We start from the raw sequence: 22,016 nt of genomic DNA, 5'->3' as shown, positions 1-22,016 counted from the left end.
TAGCGAAAGATTGCCCAACAGGAGCATAGGGTGCGGAAAAGAAAAAACCGCAGAACGATTCAGCGATCTGCGGTTTTACAGCGTGTTATCACTCGATATTACTTTTTCAGCAGCGCCTTAATACTTTCTTTAAATTCAGCGCCAAACTCAGGATTACGTAATCCATAGGACACAAACGCCTGTGCGTAACCCAGTTTACGGCCGCAGTTAAAGTTTTTGCCTGACATCTGCACAGCATCAACCTGCTGAGTCGCAATCATATCGGCAATGACATCCGTTAACTGAATACGTCCCCATGCGCCGGGGACTGCTTTTTCCAGCAGTGGCCAAGCATCGGCAGTTAATACATAACGCCCGACCGCAGAAAGATCAGACCCCGTTTCAGAGGGTGCCTCAGGTTTTTCAATCATAGACGTAATTGCTGCCGCATCGCCCGGGTTCACCAGCGGTTTGTCACAATCGACGACAGAGTACTCAGGCAACACCTCATAAGGACGATGCTTCACCAGCACCTGGCTACGCCCTGTTTCTTCAAAGCGAGAAATCAGCAGCGCCAGGTTTTCCTTTGTCTGATCGGCCGTGCTTTCATCCAACACCACATCGGGCAGCACCACCACAAACGGACTATCGCCAATGATTGGGCGAGCACAGGAGACCGCATGCCCTAACCCCAGCGTTTCTCCCTGACGAACGTTCATGATCGTCACGCCTTTCGGGCAGATGGACTGTACTTCAGCCAGCAGTTGACGTTTGGCACGTTCTTCCAGCAGAGATTCAAGCTCAAACGAGGTGTCGAAGTGGTTTTCAATTGCGTTTTTAGACGCATGCGTCACCAGAACAATTTCTTTAATCCCCGCCCTCACACACTCGTTGACGATTTTCTCAATCACCGGGCGGTCAACCAACGGCAACATTTCCTTAGGAATGGCCTTGGTCACTGGTAACAAATTCATCCCTAAACCTGCTACAGGGATAATAGCTTTCAATGATGTCATGGATTGACTCTCTTCAATCTGATGGTTTTTATCTGGAGAACGATTTTGTTTTATCGAACACTTTTAACTTAGCAGCGTAATCCCACAACGCCATGCATGACACTAAGATTACACCCAATCTGTGACAAAGCGATCTCAGCTATCTGACTTTTTCTACTCCCACCTCGAATCGATCGCTGATTTAATCAGCAAGCTCGGCATAGAGAAGGTATGAAGGTATGAAGGTATATAGATGATACTGAACTCACATTCTGATTTAGTAAGCTGGGATTTATTTTTAAGATGAGGAGTCAGTTACTCTATAAAAATCAGTTCTGCCGTAGTAACCGTAGAATATCCTCAGTTTTTTCAACCATCAGAGCATGGTCAGCTTTAGACTCTACATTTAAGCGGACAACAGGTTCTGTGTTAGAAGAGCGGAGGTTAAATCGCCAGCATTCAAACTCCAGGCTGATGCCATCAGTTTCGTCGATAGACGAAGCCTCAGGTAAGTAAGCGGCTTTAACACGCTCTATCGCTTTAGCCGGCTCATTCAACGTGAAATTGATTTCGCCAGATGCCGGATAAGCCTGCATTCTTTCACTTACCAGATCCCGTAAGCTCTTATTTTTTACACAGAGTAATTCCGCAACTAGCAACCACGGAATCATTCCAGAGTCACAGTACGCAAAAGAGCGAAAATAATGGTGGGCGCTCATTTCGCCACCATAGATCGCATCTTCTTGTCGCATCCGCTCCTTAATAAAGGCATGGCCAGTCTTTGACATAACCGGTGTTCCCTGATGGGAATTGACAATATCAATGGTGTTCCAGCTTAACCGAGGATCATGGATGATTTTTGCACCAGGCTCCTTTTGCAGAAAGGCGTCAGCTAATAGGCCAACGATATAATACCCTTCGATAAATTCGCCAAGATGGTTAAACAGAAAACAGCGATCAAAATCACCATCAAACGCAATCCCCATATCTGCTGAATGTGCAATCACTGCTTCAGAAGTATCTTTTCTACATTCAGGCAAAAGTGGGTTGGGAATACCATTCGGAAATGAACCGTCAGGTTCGTGGTGTACCTTGATAAAAGTTACAGGCATATTTAATTTATTGAACTGCTCTTCCAGGGCGTCAATAATATGGCCTGCAGCACCATTACCGCTATTAATGACCAACTTCAATGGCTTGAAATTATCTGGCTTAATATAGCCCATCAAATGTTCAATGTAATTTTCAAGTACGGAAATTTTAGTATAGCTGCCACGAGCGTCCTGCTGGACGGGGGAGAAATTATTTTTTTCAGCCAGTAATTGTATATCTCGCAACCCCGTATCGCCGCTAATAGGCTTAGCACCACCACGAACCAATTTCATGCCATTATAATCAATGGGGTTATGGCTTGCAGTTACCTCAATACCACCATCAACTCCAAGGTGGAAAGTCGCAAAATAGACTTCTTCAGTACCGGATAAACCGATGTCAAGCACCTGAACACCAGCATCCATCAGCCCATCTGCCAGAGACAACTTCAGGCTTTCGCTCGTTAAACGAACATCACCGCCGACGACCACACGCTCAGGTTTGAGCAATTCGCCATAGACACGACCGATGCGGTAAGCAATATCATCGTTTAATTCGCTTTCTAGGCGACCACGAATATCATAAGCCTTAAAACAAGTTAACTTTTCCATTATTTATCACTTCTTAAAAAACTGGGGTATTTTAGATAAATTCTTTCCTGCAACAGCGCTTAGCCAAGGTAGTTTATTGCTCTTCATCGCCTTAACATCTTCTTTTGTTTTCATTATCATATTAGACAAAGAGCGATTACTCATACCACCGATCCTCATGTTTATAATAACCTTGGGTATATATTTCACTGTTACTTTATGAATCCAAAGATAACGAAGTAAAGAGTCATAGTCGGCCGATATTCTATATGACAAATCAAAAGAGCCAAAACGTTGGTAGCAAGCACGCTTCATATAAAAAGTTGGGTGTGGAGGCATCCACCCAAGCTTCATTTTATTTATATCAAAACCGCCGCTTACCCATTTACGAACAACCACATCGTTGTCTGTCGAAGAGATATAATTCAAATCACCATAGACTGCATCGGCATTCGATTCACGCATGGCATCAACGATATCTTTTACAGCATCTGGGTAGGCAAAAAAATCATCTGAGTGAAGGAAACCAACGATATCGCCAGTAGCAGACAATATTCCTTTATTGAGAGCATCATATATTCCCTTATCGGGTTCACTTATAATAACTGATACTCTACTACAGCTACTTTTAATTAAAGATAACGTATTATCTTTAGAACCGCCATCGATGATAATATATTCAATATCAGGATAAGTCTGCGCATTTAATGACTTTAACGTATCAGATATCGTCTTAGCACTATTGTATGTGGCAGTAATAATACTTACTTTCATTTTAATACCCTACACTAATAGTGCCGACACGCAATACGTCATCCTCACCTAAATAAGCGCCACTGCGAACCTCTATAATTTCCAGCATCACTTTACCGGGGTTTTCAATCGCATGTGATGTACCAATTGGTATATAAATTGACTCGTTTTCTGAGACTAGATGTACTTCATCACCCCGATGGACTTTAGCTGTCCCTGAAACAACAACCCAATGCTCTGCCCGGTGATAATGAAGTTGCGTCGCCGTTCTTTCCCCAGGTTTTACGACAACCCGTTTGACATGATAACGCTCTCCTTCCGCGATTTGATCATGGGATCCCCATGGGCGGAAAACCTCGCGATGCTGTAAGTATTCGCAGCGCTCAGAACGTTTCAATTTCTCTACTATAGCCTTAACATCTTGGACGCTATCTTTATTCGCCACTAAAACGGCATCTTTCGTCTCAACAACAATAAGGTTATCAATACCTACCGTTGCAACAAGTTTATTCTGAGAATAGATGTAACTATTATTTGTTTTCTCAGTTAACACATCCCCGCGAATCGCATTTCCATTTTTATCTTTTTCTGCAATGTCCCATAAGGCGGACCATGATCCCACATCACTCCAGCTGGCATCCATCGGGACGACCACTGCATCGCTCGTTTTTTCCATAACGGCGTAGTCAATGGAGTCATCTGGGCAAATGTGGAAAGCCTTACTATCTAAGCGAATAAAGTCTAAGTCCTTATTAATGCCTTCGATCGACTTACTGCATGCGTTGTATATTTCAGGACTATGGCACTCTAGCTCTTTCAAATAGCGGGATGCTTTAAACATAAACATACCGCTATTCCAGTAATACTCACCCGAATCCAGATAGTTTTGAGCACTAACCGCATCTGGTTTCTCGACAAAGGAAGCTACGGTAAAAGCACTCTCAATCGATGATCCTCTGCGAATATAGCCATAACCGGTCTCAGGTCGATCAGGCACGATACCAAAAGTCACTAACTTACCTTTTGATGCATGTGTAATCGCTGACGAAACTGCCGCGACAAATGCATCTTCATTTTGTATAGCATGATCGGCAGCCAGGACCAGTAGGATCGGATCATCACCATTTTGAATAGCCTGCAGTGCAGCCAGAGCAATAGCAGGAGCTGTATTACGTCCTACAGGCTCTAAAATGATCCCGCTATGTTTTATGCTTTTTTGTCGCAGTTGCTCAGCGACAATAAACCGGTGTGCCTCATTGCAAATAAAAAGAGGCGACTTATGTTCTATATCATGCAATCTCATTACAGTATCTTGCAACATTGTTAAGTTACTGATTAAAGATAGAAATTGCTTTGGATATAATGTTCGTGACAGGGGCCATAAGCGAGAGCCCGAGCCGCCTGCCATAATAACTGGTAAAATCATAAACCACCCTTATTTCAAGAAATAATTCTTAGTATTTTCATGAACGTCTGGACTTGACAACAATTGGTCAATTTCGAACCAGTTATAATTATCATGTTGTTTATTTGGAAGTTGAGACAAATCAATATCAAGATTTAACTTGTAGGCCAGAACAACATAATGGGTAGAAAAATCATCGCCAGAAAAATTATCTGTATAAAAGTGTTCATAAGGTGCAATAAAATTTGCTGAGTCAAATGTTGCATTCACATTTAACTCATCTAATGCCAACCGAGTGAAGGCACTGGAAATGGTCTCATCTTTTCGTATTCTTCCTCCGGGAACAAACCAGTAATTTTTTGCAGGAAGGTTAAGTCGTTTCCCTAACAAAATATGACCACGTTTATTCTCAATGACAAAATCGATAGATATCAGAGGAGTCTTTTCAACAATTTTTTTAAAAAGATTTCTTTCCAGGAACTCTGCCATATTATTTCCTAAAAGAATTTTGATTAGCCAAAAACCAATGGTATGTTTTTAACAACCCTTCTTCTAATTCTACTTTATATTGCCACCCTAGTTTTTTTAACCTAGAGACATCCATTAATTTTCTTGGTGTGCCATCAGGTTTACTGGCATCAAATACTACTTGTCCTTGGTACCCAACAACCTTTGCCATCGTATTAGCCATTTCACCGATAGTACAGTCAACACCTGTACCGACGTTGATATGTGACAGCATAGGATCAGTATGAGAATCATAGACGTTCTTATCCAATTCCATTACATGAATTGAGGCTGCTGCCATATCGTCTACAAACAAAAATTCTCGCATCGGTTTACCACTCCCCCATACGACAACTTCAGGGGAATTTAAAACTTTAGCTTCATGAAAACGGCGCATTAATGCCGGAATGACATGAGAATTTTCAGGATGGAAGTTATCATTTTCGCCATAGAGATTAGTTGGCATTACGCTGCGATAATCTCTGCCATATTGTCGGTTATATGACTCGCATAATTTTATTCCGGCAATCTTGGCAATAGCATAGGGCTCGTTCGTTGACTCCAAAATACCAGTTAGTAGAGCCGATTCTTTCATCGGCTGTTCAACAAGTTTAGGATAAATGCATGAAGAACCTAAAAAAAGCAATTTATGCACACCTGATTGGTGTGCATAATTTATGATATTGCTTTCAATCATTAAATTTTCATAAATAAATTCTGCAGGATAAGTGTTATTCGCATGAATACCACCCACTTTCGCAGCCGCAAGATAAACTTCATCAATATGCTCGTTGGCAAAGAAACTTTTAACTGCGTCCTGTGATAAGAGATCCAACTCATCGCGCGTGCGGACGACTATCTCGATATCATTTCTGGTCTGGAGTTGTCTCACAATTGCAGAGCCGACCATACCCCGATGGCCAGCAACATAAACGCGTTTTTTCATTCTTATCTCTCCACAGAAATAGATACGTCAAATCCGTGTTGCTTGAGTAAGACATGCTGTTTCGCGTTATCCAGATCTGAAGCAACCATTTCGGCACACATTTCATTTACAGTGATTTCTGGAACCCAGCCCAATTTCTCTTTCGCTTTTGCCGGATCGCCCAAGAGAGTCTCAACTTCTGCAGGTCTAAAGTAACGAGGATCCACTTTGACGATAACATCACCCACTTTAACCGCAGGCGCATTATCTCCCGTGATAGATTTTACTGTCGCGATTTCATCAACACCGCTACCGCTAAACTCGAGTTCAATCCCAGCTTCCAATGCTGACATACGAACAAATTCACGTACTGTAATTTGGTAACCCGTTGCAATGACAAAATCTTCTGGATTATTTTGCTGCAACATTAGCCACTGCATACGGACGTAATCTTTAGCATGTCCCCAATCACGCAGCGAGTCCATATTTCCCAAATGCAAACAAGACTCTAGCCCCTGAGAGATATTGGCAATAGCTCGAGTAATTTTACGAGTAACAAATGTTTCACCACGACGAGGAGATTCATGGTTAAAGAGAATACCGTTACAGGCATACATTCCATATGATTCACGGTAGTTTACTGTGATCCAATATGCATACAACTTCGCTACAGCGTAAGGTGAACGAGGGTAAAATGGCGTAGTTTCTCGCTGAGGAATCTCTTGCACTAAGCCGTAAAGTTCAGACGTCGATGCCTGATAAAAACGCGTCTTTTTCTCTAATCCATTAATACGAATCGCCTCAAGAATACGCAGTGTGCCAATAGCATCAACATCAGCGGTATATTCAGGTGACTCAAAAGACACAGCAACATGCGATTGGGCACCGAGATTATAGAATTCATCGGGCTCAATCTCTTTAACGAGACGAACCAGGTTCGAGGTATCCGTCAAATCCCCATAATGTAAATGAAGATTTTGACCATATTCCTCACTAATATGATCAATACGTGTCGTATTGTAAGAAGATGCTCTTCTTACAATACCATGAACTTCATAACCTTTTTCTAGAAGAAACTCTGCCAAATAAGAACCATCTTGACCAGTAATACCACTAATAATTGCCTTTTTCATGTATATTCCTAATAAAAAACTATTTCACAAGGTTATTTAGTTTCTTGCTATTGATTTCATTAATTAATGAAAAATAATTTTCACTGACAACGCGACAAGAGAAATTCTCCACAACAAAATCCCTCCCCAAGCGCCCCATACTCTTCCTTTTTTCTGACGAAAGGAGGAACATATTCTTTATTGCGTAAGCAAAAGCGCAAGTATCAAACGGCTCAACAGTAAATCCTGTACGCTCATTTATAACAATATCTTTCAGACCAGAGGTTTCAAAACAAATCACTGGCGTTTCACTAGCCAAAGCCTCAGCTGCGACTTGTCCAAAGGATTCAACAAGAGAGGGAATCACAGCACAGTCTGCACATGAATAAAGTGCTGATAGCTCTGCAGGCTCTGTAATATGCCCAACCCGTGAACAAGAAAAACCTGAAAATGCTTCCGGTGACTTTTCTGCACTGCCAAAGATTATTAGGCGAATTCGGGGAAGATCGTTTTCTGATACCAAAGACTTCAAATGATTCAAAGACTCTTCAAGCTGCTTTCCGCCTTTCATCGGGTTTTTATTACCGCCAATTGCGCCAAAAATAATCAAAAAATCACTCTCGGAAAAGCCCATTTTATATCGAAGCTCATTACGTTCTAGCGCACTCAATGGCTTAAAAACATCAACATCTATTGGATTAGGTAATAATCTAATATCAGCACCTTTTAAAATCTGGCTTTTTTTAGCCCTGTCGAGCATCCACAAAGAAGGTACGGTATAAACAATGTCTTTCCTTTTGTTCAACATTCCTTTTTTAATTTTCCAAACATAAAAAGACCAATTTATTCCTTTGACCCCTTTCTTGCAAAGTGTATATCCATTTATAAAATCGATATCTAACTCTTCATTACCATTTTTACACTCAAGATCAACTTGAGCACAATGCTCAACACCGCAATATAACCATTCATCATGTAATGTAATGATCGACCCATGTGGAATTTTATCAAAATCGAAAATGCTTAACGTATCGTTGTTTATCCAGTGAAAATGATGGACATCCTTGGTGAAACTGAACGAATCAATAACTGGTTTATAGGAAAAAAGATTCAGAGAGTGTTTTATTGGATTGCTATCAAACTGCATCTTTACTAAGACAAAAGAGATTATTCTTTTAAAAAAAGGCCATCTCCCAGCATTATCCTGGTTAATAAAATCAACGCTATATCCATTATCTAAAAGTAAAGAACCAAATTTTTTCGCTGCAATTGCAGCACCTCCCTTAGACAAGGAAAAGGAGATCAGCTTTACTCTAACCATCAGTAATATGACTCTATTTGTTTTCTATTAATTTCATCAAAATTTATCAATGATATATTGGAACAAAACTCATCGTACCGCTCATTCATTTCTGATATCGCATGACTTAACGAGGACGTATCATTAACATGGAAGACGATTCCTGCTTTATATGCCTCGACAAGATCTTGTCCACATCCAACCTTATCTGAACAAATAACAGGTAAGCCGTATGCAAGTGCTTCCTCAACAACCAATCCCCATGGCTCAGAAGTTGAAGGGAAAATAAAAATATCATGCTCGACAAAAATAGAATTTAGCTCAGAATTATTAACATATCCTTTGAACCGAACATTCTCACTAGCCCTATTCTCCAGGCTCTCTCTCTGCGGCCCATCGCCAACAATAGTCAGTGACAACTCAGGATGAGTGCGGAAAAAATCCAAAAGGAAATCCAAACCTTTTTCTTCAGCTAATCGGCCAACATACAAAAATCGGCCACGATAGGTGTGTTTATCATGTCTAACATGATTCGCCATAGCATGATTATTCAACCCCACTCCGTAGGTAGTTATAACCTCGCCCTGAAAATACAGTGATTTAATGAGTTCTCTATGAGGGGCACCACTACAAAAAGCTGCTGAGATTCGACTCAGAAACAAACTTTTAATTTTTCCTTTTAATCCAGAAACCACGCTCTCATAGCGAGTAGATTCGATCACAACAGCGTTTTTCGCACGTGGGCTAGTAAAGGCCACGCCCCAAAACTCAATAAGATCCCATCCACCTATGAAAATTTTTTTATACTGAACAGTACGCAATAATTTCAGCAGATGGAACAAAGAAGTGTACTTCTGTCTTAACTCAAAGCCGCCTTGATTGATGAATTTATATTCGAAATTCATTTTACCCTTAATAAAATCGTCGTTTCTTATTTCAGAACCGCTGGAAATAAAAACAACAAGGATCCTTTTATTTTTTGCAATTTCGTTATAAAGATTTATTTTATAAAAAGCAGGGAGATGGGTAACAAATATAATGTCATACATAAGAATACCTAACTGAGGTTTTTTCATGAATTACGAAAAATAAAATTCATTAGCTTATTACTTGCGTATTCAGGTGCCAGTAAGTTAAGGACATTATTTTTTCCTTCCTCGGCAGTCTTTCTAGACCACACCATATCGTGTATGACTTTATCAAACGCGTTTATGATTTCATCTTCTGAATCAGTGCTCAAAAAAATGGCACCATTATTACCCAACACATGGCGGACATCACTGATATCCGTTGAGATTACTAATAAACCGGAATTTGCATATTCTACAACCTTAGATGGAAACGTTGTGTTAGCAAGAGCGCCGCTGATCGGTTTCAACGCAAGTCCAACATCACAATTGACCAACAGATCATGATAATCAGAGTTGCTCAACCTTCCATGGACACGAACAGCAGGGAATCCTTCCTCATTCATTAGATTTTTAAAGCTATCTAAAGATGGACCTTGCCCGGAAATCTCAAACTGAACATTACGCCACCTGCGACTATCTGAACGCATCAAACGAATCGCACTGGATAGCCGCTCAGCTCCTGTGTCCTCAGATAACGACCCAGACAATAAAATAGATACCTTATTTTTATCAAATACGGTGGTTTCTCTTATCACAGGACTCACAGTGCCATAATAACAGGTTGTATGTTCTATTTTTGTCATCGACGACAGTGCAGAACATGCGAGCATTGCACCATCGTTGCAAAAGGTATCATAGAGCCAAGGGACGATTGACTTAACTTTCTTTTTGAGTGATTTGCCTTCATTCGAAACAATCTCTCCATCTTCAATATCTATGATTCTTTTTGTTCTGAAAATAACTGAAGTAAAGAGACTTAATATATAAGCAGGCAAGCGATTATAGAAAATAACAGCTTTATCTGAGTAACCACCTTTAGCTATAGAGCAAGCAGTAATAATAGCCAAATAAAAAAAGGTGAGTAGCTCGGAAAGAAAACGAATATGTGTAAAAGGCAAATAGATAATATTCGCATCGCCTTTTTTTATTTTTTTAAGGTTATAAAACTTAAAACGACCATCTGCCCTTCCTCTGCCCATGCTAATAATATCAACATGTACGTTAGCATTAGCTAACGCATCAGCAACCATAAAGACCTTTCTGGATGCGGCAGGGCTATCTGTCGTTATATTTCGTTCACTTCTAACCATGTCATCAATAGCATTACAAATGATAATAATTTTTTTCATGGAAAAATACGTTTAACCTTAGCAGGTACACCAGCAACTAAAGAATTTGGAGGTACATTATCAATAACAACTGAACCGGCGGCCACAATAGCACCCTTGCCTATTGTAACGCCTCCCAATATCATTGCCCGAGCACCAACCCAGCATCCTTCTTCCACAGTAATTGAGACTGCGGTTCCTTTACCTGCTCTTCTGTCACTAGTCCCAATTTCATGAGAACCAGTAATGAAACTGACTTCAGGTCCAATATCACAATTATCCTTTATTGTTACAGTAGCCATAACATTAGAATATATTCTTACATTAGGACTCAACCAAACATTGTTCCCTAAAAGCACGTCTCCATTTCCATAAACGCCACCACCGCCACAGTAACACACGTTATTACCAACATGGACTTTAACAAGCCTGAGAAGGAATCGTCTTAAAGAGAAAAAACGAGATATCGGAAGAATATTATGTATAAGAAAAACCAGAAACCTAAACATTCGAAGCGATCCTTTTATAATTAAACCATCCCCAGAAAGATAAGAAAAAAACCATCCGAGAATAATCAGAGATAGAATAAGCTTCTCCTTTTATCATGGCCACAATAAAACCGAAAAACATAAATACAAACAAAGGAGTATTTACAGCCCCCCTAAACTGATAATCGATAGTAGATATATTTTTGAAAGCCGAATAGTAAGTAATTAAAATATTAATAAAGAAAAATATCCCACCACTGAAAATAGCTCGCACAATTCCGATATCTGAATAAACATCACTTGAATTTGGATTGAGAACGATCCCTTCACCAAACATTAGTGAATAAAGCCCTTCAGGGAAATAGATCATTGAGGACAAGTCATTCAGCGTCCCATTGTTTTTATATTCACTAAAGGAAAAAATATTAAAACCCTCTTTCAACCAACTTTGGTAATCATTAAAGAAAACACTAGTAATTGTCACATCCATATTTACAAGAAGGAATGATAACGAAATAGTTATTATAGAAATGAAAAAAGCATTTTTCTTCTGAGAAGAGAAATAGATGATAACTGCAACTGCAATTAGTATCAAACCTAATCGAGCATTAAGCAGGCAAATAATTGAGGACACTAGAATTAGCCATAGCTTCTTCAAAAAGAAATCTCTTACTGCATTATGATTATAATTTTTTAAAAGAAGATTTAAACCTAAAACAACTGCAATGCTTAATGGAAATGCATATAAGTGATGCCGTGTAAGTCCGTAACCACGAAAAGTTAAAGCTGCAGTAAACCCAGTTGAATCATATCCCTGATTACCGTAAATATAGTCAATGATACCAAGTCTAAGGTTGGGAAAAGCAACCATGAAAAGAACAACTAAAAACTGCATAAGAACAAAATAGTTTAAGCTTGAGACTAATCCTTCAGATGTTTTTATATTTAATGCATAATAAAAACAAAATGCTATTAGATAACCTTGTATTATTGGTCCTAAAAAATAGACCAATATATTCAAATTAACCTCTCTGTAGAAAGGATTCAAAACAATAGCAACAGATGAAAAAAACAACAATAGTGCAGTGAGTGATATATTGACTTTAAAATTATAAATAAAAATTAACACCAACAATAAAACATAAAACGCCAACTCAAGCCCACCTCGTAAGACATTACTCAGGCTTATTCCTAATAAAATAAAAAGACCGCCAAAAATATAACGCATAAAGCACCCACAAAGCCTGTTTAGTAGTTATTTTATCGAAAATAAAAACCTCTATTTCCAAACAAATAATATCTTAATCATCCCAATAAAATATTCTTTACTAAAAACAAAATAAGGATCTATCGATATCAACTTAATAGCTTCTTTTTTATAGTCCCTTGACAGTTGCCTAAAAGAAAATTTCCGCCATTCGTTTTTTGATTTTTTATAAATATTTTCATTTTTAAAAAAATCAATAGTCATATGGTGGTATTTTGCTATAAGCGCCAAGTTACCTGTAGTATTGGTACTATGAATCCTATAATTCGCCAACACGCAAGGAAGAATATCTATGGTTCCGTTATCTTTTGTTAAAGTTAACCATAAAAAAAGATCCTCAACTTTTAAATCGTCTCGATAATTACGTTCACTTAAACAACGCCTCCGAATTAATATTGTAGCTGGAGGTATTTTGTACCCTTCGAACATAATTCTTTCAAAATCGAAACTGTCTAAAACATCTTGGAACGCAACTGAAGTTAAATGATTATTTTCGTCAATAGTATTAACATAAGCGCAGCACGCAACGCATGAATTGTTGAGGTTCATGTAGTTGACTTGTTTTTCTATTTTGTTTTCCAACCACATATCATCAGAAGCCAAAGGGGATATAAAATCACCGGTACATAGCTTCAAGCCTTCCTGTAACGTCTTAGAAAGACCTTCATTATTTTTATTAATATAGATGAAATCATATTTTTTTCTTAGCTCAACAATCACTTCATGGGAATTATCTGTCGAACCATCATTTAGAACGATTACTTCTATATTTTTATAGCTCTGATTAAAAACACTTTCTATAGCATCTTCAACGTATTTATCATGATTATACACAGGGATAATGACGCTTACTTTTTTGTCCATTATTTAGGCCCATAAAACGAAAAATTTGAAAAAACCATTCTTATCTATCTGCGACAGATTCTATTAAGATTAAAAAACACAAAAGTCATATATAAAGAATAATTTATCAGATATGCAATATTAACGCCTTGGGTGCCAAAGTGAGAAACCAGAAAATATGATAAAATCACAAATAAGGCACTAAAAAAAACTTCAGAAAAAACAAACCACTTAGTAGCTCCTCTAGATATCATAGGATATGCATAGAGCCAGCTAGCTATTTTTATTACATCACCAGCTAATTGTATAAGAAAAAGATTTCTTGCTTCTCTAAATTCATCAGTAAATAACAAACTGATAATTATATCCTTGAGAAAATATACACATAATGCCATAACGGAGACAATAGGAACGACAATCAATAAGGTTCGATTGATCTCTTTCCTGATGTCATTTATATCCTTTAGTACTGAAAGCTTAGGTAAATAATAAGTACTTAATGAGATAGTTATAACACCGAGATAAACTTCTGATATCTTCCAAACGGCCTGCCACTGCCCTGCTTGTTCCCATCCTCCGTGAGAGATCAAAATATTACGAACGCCAATTAATGCAACTGGTGCTGTCAACGCGGATGAAACCGCCATCAAAATGTATCCACCAATTTTCTTTTTTTTCTCTTTTTCTGTTACTCCCCACCAATAGCATAAAGAAAACCACGGTTGCCGTAATACACCGACTAGCATGATAACACCGATGATTCCCATCTGCACCGATGCTGCGAGTAAAGCCCCTGTGATACCCCAATTAAGTATTAGTATAACCATAAACACACATGAAACGGCGGTAGATATCGCGCCAAGTAAAATATAGCGTTTATATTGTTGATACCCATTAATTACAGAATTTATTAACGTTCCCAAGGCGGAAAATGGCAGAACAGCGGTAGAGACTAAAATAATCCAAGCATAATCTTCATTATGGAATAACCATAATGCTAAAGGATGGGAGAATAAAAACCCAACCGGCATTATTGTACCTAGAATGATCAGCAGCCACCATGTACTTGCTTTCCACCAAGGGGAACAGGCCTCAATGCCATTTTTTTCAAACTCAGCCGTATACCGAACTAGCCCACTTCCTAATGGCGCATTAACGATCCCATTTAAACCTCCAACCATACTCTGGATCTGGCCAAGCATAGCCATCCCTGTGGGCCCAGTATAGATAGCAACAACTTTTGCAATAATAAAACCACATCCCATTCGTGCGAGTGTCAGTAGCCCACTGAAAAAAGTTACTGAGAGCAGTTTTCTCATCCTTGGTACTCGTTGATTGCTGTTATCACCGCCTGTAATTCATCATCTGATAGCGTGGGACCTATGGGCAAACTGAGTACCTGCTTGTGTATCTGCTCAGTGATAGGGAAGCTACCTTCAGTGTAGCCTAACCCTTCATAAGCCTGTTGAAGATGTGGCGGAGTTGGGTAGTGAATTAATGTTTGAATTCCTCGCTCAGCAAGATACGCTTGCAGCCTGTCTCTACTGTCACATCTGATAACAAACAAATGCCAGACATGTTCTAAATAGTCATGAGGAATTTGTGGCAATGAAATTAAACTATTCTTTATTTGGGTACAATAAGTCTCTGCGATTGCTTGGCGTCTTGTATTATCCTGTTCCAAATATTTCAATTTCACAGAAAGAAAAGCGGCCTGCATTTCGTCAAGCCGATTGTTAACGCCTTGATGAGCATGCTCATATTTTTTATGCGAACCATAGTTACGCAAAGCCTTCAACATTTTAGCCAATTCATGGTCGTTAGTCGTTATCGCTCCCGCATCACCTAATGCACCAAGATTTTTTCCAGGATAAAAGCTAAATCCAGATGCAGTACCCCATGCTCCCGCTTTTTTTCCACTAAATACAGCGCCGTGTGCTTGAGCACAGTCTTCGAGAACTAAAAGATGATGCTCTTTTGCAATAGCAATAATCTCATCCATTGGGTTAATTCGCCCATATAGATGAACAGGTAAAATAGCCTTTGTTTTTGGTGTTATAGCCGACTTTATAGCATCAGAAGATAAATTATATGATATAGGATCAGGCTCAACCAAGACCGGTTTTAGATTATTCTCAGTTATAGCTAAGATGGAGGCGATATAGGTATTTGCTTGCACAATAACTTCATCACCGTCTTGTAGTTTCCCTAATTCTTTCCATGCTCTTAATGTTAAAATAAGCGCATCTAATCCATTTGAAACGCCGATAGCATATTTTGTACCACAAAATTTGGCAAACACGTCTTCGAAATCAGAAAGTTCTTTTCCTGCTATATACCAGCCCGAGGAGACAACCCGTAATGCAGCCTCCATAAGCTCACTATGATATTTATTATTTATATCTTTTAATTCTAAAAATTTGATCATTTACTTAAATCCCAATCATAAAAATCATGAACTATACCCCTACCACCAAAGCCTTCCTTCTGAGCTATTAGCCCTTCATTAAGGAAAGTTCCTGCATTCTCAGTTGATATACCAAAACTGAAGTACTCTCGATCAGAATAAACATTTTCAATAAGATGACCAAGAATGTAATCAAGCGCACCACACCTTCGACCTTCACTGTTAGATGATAGATATTGTGTATGCACTATGTGACCAAAATCATAGATCAAGCATCCTGCAATTAATTCTTCTGATTTGACCGCGGTATAAAGCTTTATATTTTTTTCAAATTTTGAAGCTAATAACTCTAGCTCATCCACAGAGTGTACAGGTTTAGCACCAAATTTTGACAGCACTTCGCTTAATAAGGTATGGAATGCACGAAAATCGTCTGAAACATTGATTGCAACATCATTTTTCGCTGCTTTTCTTATCACATTTTTTCTAGAATCAGAAAATTTAGGTCGCTCTTGCAATGAAATTACAGATGACAGATCACGTCTTGTTAACTCAGCATTATTAACAAACAAAGCATAAAGATCTTCGTCTGATGGATATTTTTTAAAAACAGAGGGAATACATTTGTATGTTATTTTTTTGTATCCTTGCTCAACAAAAAATTCTTTAATTGCTGAAAATAAGTCTAAAACATCTTTTGCATGCAATGCTGTGCCATATATCAGTCCACCGTAAGTCAAACCTGAGTGACTATAGATAACACCATCAATTTCATTTGCAGGGAAAACAGCAACTGGCTTATTTTTTTTATAAGCAATTAATGATTTATCATTAAATCTATCTTCATGATATTTAAAATAATCAGTGTGAATCAGAAAAACACCATTCTTTGAATTTTCAACAACGGAATTCCAATCATGATATCTATCTTTTTCCAATGGCAACAACTCTATCATAAGTCGAATTCCTCTTTCGTTTTTTAATCATTTAGATACTAACCTCTAAACTTCAGTTAAATGAAAAATTATTTGTAAAATAATGAGATGCAATAAAAGAATGCTCAGTTGCATTCTCCTAAAGTAGTTGGATCTATTTTTTTAATTAACTTCGCTGGCGTACCGCCGATAACTGAATAGTCGTCAAAAGAATCATTAACATAACTATTAGCAGCAACGATGCAATACTTGCCTAATTTTACTCCAGGCATAATTATAGTTGAGGCACCAATCCAGCTGTGGTCACCAATAGAAATGCCACCTTTAATTATAGGATATATTTTCTGCAAGACAGGGCTGGCATTTGGACCAGAATCAGTCATAATATTAATATTCTGAGCAATACTAACATGTTGACCAATAGTCACCTTAGCATTGAAGCCGTTGATTACTGTATTCATTCCAATATAGCTGTTATCACCTATTGATACGATATGTCCAGGTGAGCCATAAATAGAACACCTCTTGGCGATCTTCACATTATCACCCAGAGAAATATTATTTATACTACTCGAAGGGTCTACGCTTGCACTTCCTGATAATGAAATGTTCTCGATTTTCATAATCGCCCCTCTAATATTTTTTTATAAAGTTTTCTAAAATAAAAATAAAATAATCAAGGTCTATCTGATTCAATCTATGATGTACTGGTAGAAAGAAAACATTTTCCCCATAAAAAATGCTCGACTCTACTCCGTGATTTTGCATATGTTCTTTTAATGAAGGCAAAGATAGTCCATCTGGAACAGTAAACATGAACACAGCTGGTGTTTCATCTTTCTTTAATTTCAGTCGTTCAAAAAAACCTAACGTCTTAAGTCTGTCTTTAAGATAATTATAATTTTCAATTCTTTTCGTCTTATAATCATCTGTAGCACCTATATAACTCGATAATACATGACGTATATAACTATATTTTTCATAGCTTAATTCGACTTTGCTTTTTATTTCTTTTTTACTTAAGACCACACCTCCGTATTGAATTGGAAAATATTTAGGGAAACTATATATGATATAATCCCCTTTTCCTGAAGCGGGACTAAACGAATTAAATGAATGAGCAAAGTCTTCTATAACCGGAATTCTAAGCGCATATATATCTTCCATATCTTCATATATAGTGCCGAACTCATGTACAACAATTATCGCTTTAGTTTCAGATGTGACTTCCCGATTCCATCTACATACTTTTTCGACAGCATTTGTCACACAGCTGCTGACATATAAATTTTGCGTTGTAGATAATATTGTTACAACATCTGATAATTGCAATTTTAGATCTATTAGTGACAGATGAATTCCATCTCGTGCTTTTAAAACATAGTTCAATTTATAGCCTGCGTGTTTTACTTCAAAATAGTGATCACACTGACTTTCTTTGGGAACAAGACTGTTTTTGTAAATGAAGCTAGTATCAAAAGGACTAATTCTATAAGATGGCCTCATAAATACATCTTCTGTAGCAATCCAGCAACAATCGTTCAAATTATACGCCCCCATCTTCAATTAATATTATCAATATATGAGAAATATAATTTCATTTTTTACCCAATAAGAACTCATCATAATTGCGAATATAGTCTGACTCATCGTAAGGCTGATCGGCTAATACCATCAATACACAGTCCTCGGAAAAATCATACATTTCATGCCAAATATACGGTTCAATAGCGATGCCTTGTGCAGGATTATCTAATAATAATTCAATTTTCTCATCACCATTATCGAGTAAAAAACGGCATGAGCCACGAACTGCAATAGCAACTTGCTTTAAAGCTTTGTGGGCATGAAATCCTCTACGAACCCCATCTTTAGTTTTAAACAAGTAGTAAACACGTTTAATTTCAAATGGAATATTTTTCCTTTCTTCTAGAGCGACCAAAGCTCCTCGTTCATCAGCGAGTGTTGGCAGTTGTATCATTTTTACTTGCATAATTTATCTACTGTTCTCTGAGCAGTTGTTTTAGATACTGACCATACTGATTTTTGATCAGCCTATTTGCTGAATCCAGCAACTGTGAATTAGTTAGCCATCCGTTACGCCAGGCAATTTCCTCCAAACACGCTATCTTCATCCCTTGTCTTTTCTCTACCGTTTCAACAAAGGTCGAGGCTTCGATTAAGCTATCGTGCGTGCCTGTATCTAACCAGGCAAAACCACGCCCTAGAAATTCCACTTCCAGTTGTCCGCGCTCCAGATACATTTCATTAAGTGTCGTAATCTCCAGTTCGCCTCTTTCGGAGGGTTTTACCTGTTTGGCTAATTCAACAACTTGATTATCATAGAAATATAAACCTGTTACCGCCCAGTTCGATTTGGCTTTTTTAGGTTTTTCTTCAATAGAAAGAACATTTTTGTTCCCATCAAATTCAACGACGCCAAATCGTTCTGGATCCATAACTTGATAACCAAATACTGTCGCCCCCGCATTCTTAGCAGCGACGCGCTTTAATACTGGACTAAATCCTTGTCCGAAAAATATATTATCGCCTAACACCAGGCTACAACTGTCACCATCCAAAAACTCTTCGCCAATAATAAATGCCTGGGCCAAACCGTCCGGTTTAGATTGAACAGCATAGGAAAGGCGGATACCAAAACTTTCACCAGTACCCAGTAATCGCTTAAATGCGTGTAGATCTTCAGGTGTGGTAATAACTAGAACATCCCGAATTCCAGCCAGCATAAGGACAGATAACGGATAATAAATCATTGGTTTGTCATAAATAGGCAATAGCTGTTTAGAAACGCCCAATGTAATAGGGTAAAGGCGAGTTCCTGAACCGCCGGCAAGAATTATACCTTTCACAGTAAACTCCAGTAGAAAATCAGCTTTTTGATAAATTTTTGCTAGATAACTTATCAGAAAGGCATAAGAAAATCCGGATGCAAGCATCCGGTATGCCAGTAATGAATTACATTTTTAGATAGGAATATTAACTATTTTTTTCTGACTTATAGTCATACGCATAATAGTGATAATTTCCATAGCCGTAATAACTCGCAGCTCGTTTTACAATTGCGTTCAGAATAACGCCTTTTATCTCGGTGCCATTTTGTTCAAAGCGACGAATACTCACTTCAATTTCTTTTAGTGTATTCACTTCAAAACGAGCAACTAAGAGGGAAGTCCCTGAATGACGGCTAATAATAGCAGCATCTGTTACAGCCAAAATCGGTGGAGTATCTAGTAATACGATATCGTAATTATTTGCAGCCCAGTCTATGAATTGAGAAAAACGGCTATGCATCAATAATTCTGATGGGTTTGGTGGTATTTGTCCTCTGGGGATAAAGTCCATATTTTCAACGGCTGTTTTACGCAAGCATTTATCAGCAACAGACTGCCCTGACAATATATCAGAAAGCCCATTGGCTCCTGTGCACCCCATCAATTCATGGGCATATCCTTTACGCATATCACAGTCAACGATCAGTACTTTCTGCCCTGACTGCGCAACCACAGCCCCCAGGTTAGCGCTAACAAATGTTTTACCAATTGCCGGGCTTGCCCCTGAGATCATCAGTACATTATTTTTTGCTTCCATCATTGCAAAATGTAGGCTAGTGCGTAAGCTTCTGATCGCTTCAATCGCCAAATCAGCCGGACTTCCTAATGCCAACAACTCTGTTGACCGAGTGTTACCTTTTTTACCTCTGCCAAGCAGTGCTCTATCTTTTTTCTGCTGCCATTCAGAAAGCGGCACACTCGCATAGACATTGATCCCTAATTCTTCCAACTGCTCAGGGCTTTCAATACCTTTATGTAATAAAGTTTTTAGTACAACAAATGCCGTTGATACCATTCCACCGAGTAAGATAGCCAGTAGCACAATAAGTGCTTTTTTAGGTTTTACGGGGCTTAATTGAATTGCAGACGGGTCAATAATTCGAACATTTCCTACAGTACTCGCTTTGTTAATACTAAGCTCTTGCTGCTTATTAAGTAACTGCATGTAGACTTCTTGCCCAACGTTTACATCACGCGTTAAGCGTAATATTTCCTGTTGGGTTTTAGGCATAACGCCTACTCGTTTATTAATTTTCTCACGTTCTTCTTCTAACGTTTTACGTTTTTCCATCAAAGCACGGTAGGCTGGGTGTTCCTTAGTATAAAGTTTCGATATTTCAGCTTCTTTAAAAGTTAATTCATTTAATTGAGATTCAACTGCAACCATCGTATCCAAAACTGCTTTTGCCTCTAACGATAAATCTACAGATTCATTTTTTTGACGATAGCTGTTTAACTTATTATCTGCATCATCCAAATTTAAACGTACACTAGGAAGCTGCTCTTTCAAAAACTCCAGACTCTTCCCTGCTTCTTCTGACTTACGCTCAACGTTTTGCTGTAAGTAATTTTGACTAATACTATTAAGTATTTTATTAGTAAGCTCAGCCTCTTCACCTTCAAAGCTCAACGATAGCACACCAGTATCTTTACCTTTATCGGCGACAGACAGATTACCTAGAACATTGTTAATTGCCGTAAGCGTATTCAGCTTTTGTACACGGAATACCATTCCTGGTTCAGCCTGAATCTCACTCAGCAATATAGAGAGTCCATCATGTTTTTCTATTTGCCCAACTTTGCCCTTAAATTTTACAACATCACCGACTTCGACTTGATACGTCTGTAAATCCAAAACAGTTAACTTAATTAACTTTTCTTGCCAAGATTGAGGAACTTCAAGCCGTGAAACAGCAATTTTTCCAGGTTCATCGTCCATCAGACGGGCGAATCCTTTGCCAAAAATCGGAAAGTACTTTTGTTGGACAACAATATCCAACGACAAATCCTTCACAGTCTTACCCACAACCATACGAGACTTTATCAACTCGATTTCAGCAGCCGATTCTGGTTTAGCATCGGGTAACACGCTGGAAATATCTTTCAGCAAAGAGTTCCCTGAACTTTGTTCCACCTGAATGAGTGCATCTGCTTTATAAATCGGCGTGGCAAAGGTCGCATAAAGAATACCAAGAATTGTGAAAACTGCAGTAACACCAATAATTAACCAGCGATTATCCAGCAATGTTCCCAACAAACGTCCTAAATCAATCTCATCCGTATTGGTTTCGGATGCTTTTACTGAAATTTTCTCTGCCATGGGTTTC

Annotated in this window: 21 protein-coding genes; all 21 read right to left on the bottom strand. The window is 38.4% G+C overall.

From position 1 onward, the window contains the following. Positions 1–98 precede the first annotated feature (98 nt). Positions 99–995: a sugar phosphate nucleotidyltransferase gene (locus WCT94_RS19730; RefSeq protein ID WP_014914740.1), complete on the bottom strand. Its 897-nt coding sequence runs from the start codon at positions 993–995 to the stop codon at positions 99–101. Between the two features lie 308 nt (positions 996–1,303). After that, positions 1,304–2,677, bottom strand: a complete 1,374-nt coding sequence (gene cpsG, locus WCT94_RS19725) for a phosphomannomutase CpsG (RefSeq protein WP_336871374.1) — start codon at positions 2,675–2,677, stop codon at positions 1,304–1,306. Positions 2,678–2,683: 6 nt separating this feature from the next. Then, a complete protein-coding gene (locus WCT94_RS19720; protein ID WP_336871371.1) occupies positions 2,684–3,430 on the bottom strand; it encodes a glycosyltransferase family 2 protein in 747 nt (248 codons plus the stop codon). A gap of 1 nt (position 3,431) precedes the next feature. Continuing rightward, the gene (locus WCT94_RS19715; protein ID WP_039468198.1) at positions 3,432–4,835 is read right to left on the bottom strand and encodes a mannose-1-phosphate guanylyltransferase/mannose-6-phosphate isomerase; all 1,404 of its coding nucleotides are present in this window, start codon (positions 4,833–4,835) and stop codon (positions 3,432–3,434) included. 9 nt (positions 4,836–4,844) lie between these two features. After that, complete coding sequence (locus WCT94_RS19710) at positions 4,845–5,303, bottom strand: GDP-mannose mannosyl hydrolase (protein WP_336871368.1); 459 nt, start codon at positions 5,301–5,303, stop codon at positions 4,845–4,847. Between the two features lies 1 nt (position 5,304). Continuing rightward, entirely contained in the window at positions 5,305–6,267 is a 963-nt protein-coding gene (fcl, locus tag WCT94_RS19705) for a GDP-L-fucose synthase (RefSeq protein ID WP_014914735.1), read from the bottom strand. Positions 6,268–6,269: 2 nt separating this feature from the next. Then, positions 6,270–7,379, bottom strand: a complete 1,110-nt coding sequence (gmd, locus tag WCT94_RS19700; protein WP_319847136.1) for a GDP-mannose 4,6-dehydratase — start codon at positions 7,377–7,379, stop codon at positions 6,270–6,272. 19 nt (positions 7,380–7,398) lie between these two features. After that, positions 7,399–8,679: a glycosyltransferase gene (locus WCT94_RS19695; RefSeq protein ID WP_336871366.1), complete on the bottom strand. Its 1,281-nt coding sequence runs from the start codon at positions 8,677–8,679 to the stop codon at positions 7,399–7,401. Next, a complete protein-coding gene (locus tag WCT94_RS19690) occupies positions 8,679–9,734 on the bottom strand; it encodes a glycosyltransferase (RefSeq protein ID WP_336871364.1) in 1,056 nt (351 codons plus the stop codon). The genes WCT94_RS19695 and WCT94_RS19690 overlap by 1 nt, the downstream gene beginning before the upstream one ends. Continuing rightward, positions 9,731–10,918, bottom strand: a complete 1,188-nt coding sequence (locus WCT94_RS19685; RefSeq protein ID WP_336871361.1) for a glycosyltransferase — start codon at positions 10,916–10,918, stop codon at positions 9,731–9,733. The genes WCT94_RS19690 and WCT94_RS19685 overlap by 4 nt, the downstream gene beginning before the upstream one ends. Next, positions 10,915–11,406 (bottom strand): acyltransferase, encoded by a 492-nt coding sequence (locus WCT94_RS19680; protein ID WP_336871360.1) that lies wholly within the window; start codon positions 11,404–11,406, stop codon positions 10,915–10,917. Before WCT94_RS19680 ends, WCT94_RS19685 begins: the two co-directional genes overlap by 4 nt. Then, the gene (locus WCT94_RS19675; RefSeq protein ID WP_336871359.1) at positions 11,399–12,613 is read right to left on the bottom strand and encodes a hypothetical protein; all 1,215 of its coding nucleotides are present in this window, start codon (positions 12,611–12,613) and stop codon (positions 11,399–11,401) included. The genes WCT94_RS19680 and WCT94_RS19675 overlap by 8 nt, the downstream gene beginning before the upstream one ends. A 51-nt stretch (positions 12,614–12,664) precedes the next feature. Beyond that, positions 12,665–13,516, bottom strand: coding sequence for a glycosyltransferase family 2 protein (locus WCT94_RS19670; RefSeq protein ID WP_336871358.1), 852 nt, complete (start codon positions 13,514–13,516; stop codon positions 12,665–12,667). A 44-nt stretch (positions 13,517–13,560) separates the two neighbouring features. Continuing rightward, positions 13,561–14,814, bottom strand: a complete 1,254-nt coding sequence (locus WCT94_RS19665) for an O-antigen translocase (RefSeq protein WP_336871357.1) — start codon at positions 14,812–14,814, stop codon at positions 13,561–13,563. Beyond that, a complete protein-coding gene (locus tag WCT94_RS19660; protein ID WP_336871356.1) occupies positions 14,811–15,923 on the bottom strand; it encodes a DegT/DnrJ/EryC1/StrS family aminotransferase in 1,113 nt (370 codons plus the stop codon). The genes WCT94_RS19665 and WCT94_RS19660 overlap by 4 nt, the downstream gene beginning before the upstream one ends. Beyond that, positions 15,920–16,858 (bottom strand): GNAT family N-acetyltransferase, encoded by a 939-nt coding sequence (locus WCT94_RS19655; protein ID WP_336871355.1) that lies wholly within the window; start codon positions 16,856–16,858, stop codon positions 15,920–15,922. Before WCT94_RS19655 ends, WCT94_RS19660 begins: the two co-directional genes overlap by 4 nt. A 104-nt stretch (positions 16,859–16,962) precedes the next feature. After that, positions 16,963–17,460, bottom strand: coding sequence for an acyltransferase (locus tag WCT94_RS19650; RefSeq protein ID WP_336871353.1), 498 nt, complete (start codon positions 17,458–17,460; stop codon positions 16,963–16,965). Between the two features lie 10 nt (positions 17,461–17,470). Beyond that, positions 17,471–18,343 carry a DegT/DnrJ/EryC1/StrS family aminotransferase gene (locus WCT94_RS19645; protein ID WP_336871351.1) on the bottom strand — a complete coding sequence of 291 codons (873 nt, stop codon included), beginning with the start codon at positions 18,341–18,343 and terminating at the stop codon, positions 17,471–17,473. A 91-nt stretch (positions 18,344–18,434) separates the two neighbouring features. Continuing rightward, positions 18,435–18,830, bottom strand: coding sequence for a sugar 3,4-ketoisomerase (locus tag WCT94_RS19640; protein ID WP_336871350.1), 396 nt, complete (start codon positions 18,828–18,830; stop codon positions 18,435–18,437). A 7-nt stretch (positions 18,831–18,837) separates the two neighbouring features. Next, entirely contained in the window at positions 18,838–19,707 is an 870-nt protein-coding gene (gene rfbA, locus WCT94_RS19635; RefSeq protein WP_336871384.1) for a glucose-1-phosphate thymidylyltransferase RfbA, read from the bottom strand. Positions 19,708–19,834: 127 nt separating this feature from the next. Then, positions 19,835–22,009, bottom strand: coding sequence for a tyrosine-protein kinase Wzc (gene wzc / locus WCT94_RS19630; RefSeq protein WP_336871349.1), 2,175 nt, complete (start codon positions 22,007–22,009; stop codon positions 19,835–19,837). Positions 22,010–22,016 lie beyond the last annotated feature (7 nt).

It is taken from the genome of Pectobacterium sp. 1950-15 (genome assembly GCF_037136835.1).
In the GTDB taxonomy this organism is placed as follows: Bacteria; Pseudomonadota; Gammaproteobacteria; order Enterobacterales; family Enterobacteriaceae; genus Pectobacterium.
The sequence above is the reverse complement of the archived record's forward strand: the minus strand, read 5'-3'. Positions and strand labels throughout refer to the sequence as shown.

Coding starts and splice junctions, on each gene's coding strand:
- WCT94_RS19720 (WP_336871371.1), bottom strand. CDS start 3,430: ATGAAAGTAAGTATTATTACTGCCACATACAATAGTGCTAAGACGATA.
- WCT94_RS19640 (WP_336871350.1), bottom strand. CDS start 18,830: ATGCAAGTAAAAATGATACAACTGCCAACACTCGCTGATGAACGAGGA.
- WCT94_RS19660 (WP_336871356.1), bottom strand. CDS start 15,923: ATGATCAAATTTTTAGAATTAAAAGATATAAATAATAAATATCATAGT.
- cpsG (WP_336871374.1), bottom strand. CDS start 2,677: ATGGAAAAGTTAACTTGTTTTAAGGCTTATGATATTCGTGGTCGCCTA.
- WCT94_RS19685 (WP_336871361.1), bottom strand. CDS start 10,918: ATGAAAAAAATTATTATCATTTGTAATGCTATTGATGACATGGTTAGA.
- WCT94_RS19695 (WP_336871366.1), bottom strand. CDS start 8,679: ATGGTTAGAGTAAAGCTGATCTCCTTTTCCTTGTCTAAGGGAGGTGCT.
- fcl (WP_014914735.1), bottom strand. CDS start 6,267: ATGAAAAAACGCGTTTATGTTGCTGGCCATCGGGGTATGGTCGGCTCT.
- WCT94_RS19655 (WP_336871355.1), bottom strand. CDS start 16,858: ATGATAGAGTTGTTGCCATTGGAAAAAGATAGATATCATGATTGGAAT.
- WCT94_RS19690 (WP_336871364.1), bottom strand. CDS start 9,734: ATGAAAAAACCTCAGTTAGGTATTCTTATGTATGACATTATATTTGTT.
- WCT94_RS19730 (WP_014914740.1), bottom strand. CDS start 995: ATGACATCATTGAAAGCTATTATCCCTGTAGCAGGTTTAGGGATGAAT.
- wzc (WP_336871349.1), bottom strand. CDS start 22,009: ATGGCAGAGAAAATTTCAGTAAAAGCATCCGAAACCAATACGGATGAG.
- WCT94_RS19645 (WP_336871351.1), bottom strand. CDS start 18,343: ATGAGGCCATCTTATAGAATTAGTCCTTTTGATACTAGCTTCATTTAC.
- WCT94_RS19715 (WP_039468198.1), bottom strand. CDS start 4,835: ATGATTTTACCAGTTATTATGGCAGGCGGCTCGGGCTCTCGCTTATGG.
- WCT94_RS19670 (WP_336871358.1), bottom strand. CDS start 13,516: ATGGACAAAAAAGTAAGCGTCATTATCCCTGTGTATAATCATGATAAA.
- gmd (WP_319847136.1), bottom strand. CDS start 7,379: ATGAAAAAGGCAATTATTAGTGGTATTACTGGTCAAGATGGTTCTTAT.
- WCT94_RS19680 (WP_336871360.1), bottom strand. CDS start 11,406: ATGTTTAGGTTTCTGGTTTTTCTTATACATAATATTCTTCCGATATCT.
- WCT94_RS19675 (WP_336871359.1), bottom strand. CDS start 12,613: ATGCGTTATATTTTTGGCGGTCTTTTTATTTTATTAGGAATAAGCCTG.
- WCT94_RS19710 (WP_336871368.1), bottom strand. CDS start 5,303: ATGGCAGAGTTCCTGGAAAGAAATCTTTTTAAAAAAATTGTTGAAAAG.
- WCT94_RS19650 (WP_336871353.1), bottom strand. CDS start 17,460: ATGAAAATCGAGAACATTTCATTATCAGGAAGTGCAAGCGTAGACCCT.
- WCT94_RS19665 (WP_336871357.1), bottom strand. CDS start 14,814: ATGAGAAAACTGCTCTCAGTAACTTTTTTCAGTGGGCTACTGACACTC.